A 2,358-nucleotide genomic window follows, 5' to 3' on the forward strand; every position below is an offset into this window, starting at 1 on the left:
ATTCAGCAAGTCGGCGCGTATTTCAAAGCGAACGCCGCGAAGAACAAACAAGACAACGGCGGTCGCCCCGAAGAAGGCAGCGCCGCCCACTTAGCGGCGCATGCGATATTGGCAGCCGCCGTTGCCGCGGCAGGGGGTAATGACCCGTTGAGCGCGGGGATTGCGGCAGCGGGTACGGAAGCGGTAATACCGGTGGTATCCCAATGGTTATTCGGCACAAAAGACTCGAGCAAACTGAGTGCGGAGGAGAAAGAAACGCTGAGCAGCATCGGAGGGTTAATTGGGGCGGGTGTTGGTGCGGCTAGCGGCGAGGGTACGGCGGATATTGTTTCAGGTAGCCAGGCAGCGCAGAATGCGGTGGTGAATAATCATGTTTTTTTGGATAAAGTACAAGAAAAGATTCAAAACGGCACACAATCTGTTGCCGATTTTGTGCGTGACAATTTAGGAGAAGGCACTGCTTCTTTAGTAACCAATGCCGCTATTAATGTTGTCGGTGGTGCGGCTGAGGGCAGTGTCGGTAAAGCTAATCACTTAGTTGATGGGGCTTTAGTGGTGGTTACTTGTGCAACAGGACTTGATTATTGCCAACAAGCCTTAACTGATACCCAAAATAAAAATAGCGAAATTTACCAATCTATTGCCAGCCTAATGAATGGTGATTCTTGGCAGGAAATCAGCATGTTGGCTCAACAAGCCAAACAAGGCGATCAGCTTGCCGCTGAACAATTAGCGGCTATGGTTGCAGCGCAATTGACGCTAAAGAATGGAGCGAAAGGCAGTAACTCTAAAGGCAATGGCAGTAGGAATACTACATCAAATAAGGATACAACGACAGAAAATAAAAATTCAAATTCTGAAAAACAGGATAGCTACGTTTCCAGTCCTAAGCATGAAAAAGGCGGTAGTGGAACACGAATGGATTTGAATAATAATGAAGCACAGAAATTATTTGAAGAGGCTACTAGTCTTGGAAAACAAAAATATGGATTTAAAGATGGAAAGATTTATGAGTTCCAACCTGATGGAACAGGAGGATATCATGGATATCCAATTCCTCCAAATGAATTAATTACTCAACAAGGAGGAGCTAATATACTGAGGCAGTGGCTAAAAGAAGGGAAAATAACAAACTCACAATATAATAAACTAATAAATAACAAGCCAATTTAAAAGAAAGTTAGTAATGGAAAATTTAATAGTAAAACTGATTAAAAAAAATAATCCTTATAAAAATAATTGTATTAAAAATGATGATTGGGGGGAGATTATTATTTCTTATGGAAATAAAATTTTACTTGATTGGGAATGGGGACTTTTAGAGTTTATAGAATGGTTTAATGAGAAAAAAGGCAAGCTAGCTCAGAATTTATTTCCTCAAGATCCCCCTTTTATTTTTGTAAACTCAATAGCTGAAAGTAGAGATATTCTTTATAGTGTTGAATTTTCAGATGAAGAAATAAATAAACATCAGGATGTTATATATCTTGAAAAGCTTGCCAATTACTTTTCTGATCATCACTTTCATTTGAGAGGTACACTAACGCCATCTTTCTATATTGGGTTAAATATTCATGGAAAGGGAGAAATTTCTTATGGTTTCAATCTTGATCACACAGGAAAAATTTCTTATGGATTGAATGTTAATGACTTAGGGGAAACTATTTATGTTGATAATAATAAATATTGTAGTTATATTTTCAATATGAGTGATTTTATTAATACACTTGAAAAAGAAATAAAAAATTTATCCATAATCAATAATTATTCTGAAAATTAAGGTCAGTACCGAAACCTACGCCGAACACAGGAGCTCCCTGAAAAATAACTTTGACAAAGACAGAGTGCAGGCAGAACTGGATTTACAGCAAAAAGAAAGGTTGGTAAAAATGATTATTGGAGATTATGAAAAATTCGGCTTTTTGATCGAATCTTCTGAATGGCTTAGAAATCATAATAAGAAAGATAGGAAATGATTAAGCGTGGGAGAAAGGTTGATGAATGGGTTGTAAATGGAATAGGTTATGAAAATCTGTGTTTATTGTGCATTGATGGAAATGCTTTTTGTATCGTATGGATATTAAAAAAATTGGGAGTAACGATACAAAAAAAAGAATTGTTATTGATTAATATTTTAACTATTTTTGTTGTTTTTACAGAATTTTTTATAATTTCTTCAATAAGAGATTTAGATTTTTCATTGGATTACGGGAGAGTAAAGGTAATAACGCTGATAACAATATTGTTGGCTATTGTCGGTCGGGGTTGCTTCCCATATTGGGAAGAAGATTCAGATAAATCAGCGAATAATTCATCTGATTTATCTGAATCAAAAAACAAGAAACCAAAATTAAATAA

Annotated in this window: 3 protein-coding genes; all 3 read left to right on the top strand. The window is 36.8% G+C overall.

From position 1 onward, the window contains the following. On the top strand, positions 1-1,173 hold a 1,173-nt coding region (locus Q384_RS10785), incomplete at its 5' end, for a VENN motif pre-toxin domain-containing protein (protein ID WP_037588044.1). A gap of 13 nt (positions 1,174-1,186) precedes the next feature. Further along, positions 1,187-1,780, top strand: a complete 594-nt coding sequence (locus Q384_RS10790; protein ID WP_037588046.1) for a hypothetical protein — start codon at positions 1,187-1,189, stop codon at positions 1,778-1,780. Between the two features lie 192 nt (positions 1,781-1,972). Then, the coding region (locus tag Q384_RS10795) for a hypothetical protein (RefSeq protein WP_037588048.1) at positions 1,973-2,358 on the top strand (386 nt) is incomplete at its 3' end.

This window comes from Stenoxybacter acetivorans DSM 19021 (assembly GCF_000745895.1).
Taxonomy (GTDB): Bacteria; Pseudomonadota; Gammaproteobacteria; order Burkholderiales; family Neisseriaceae; genus Stenoxybacter; species Stenoxybacter acetivorans.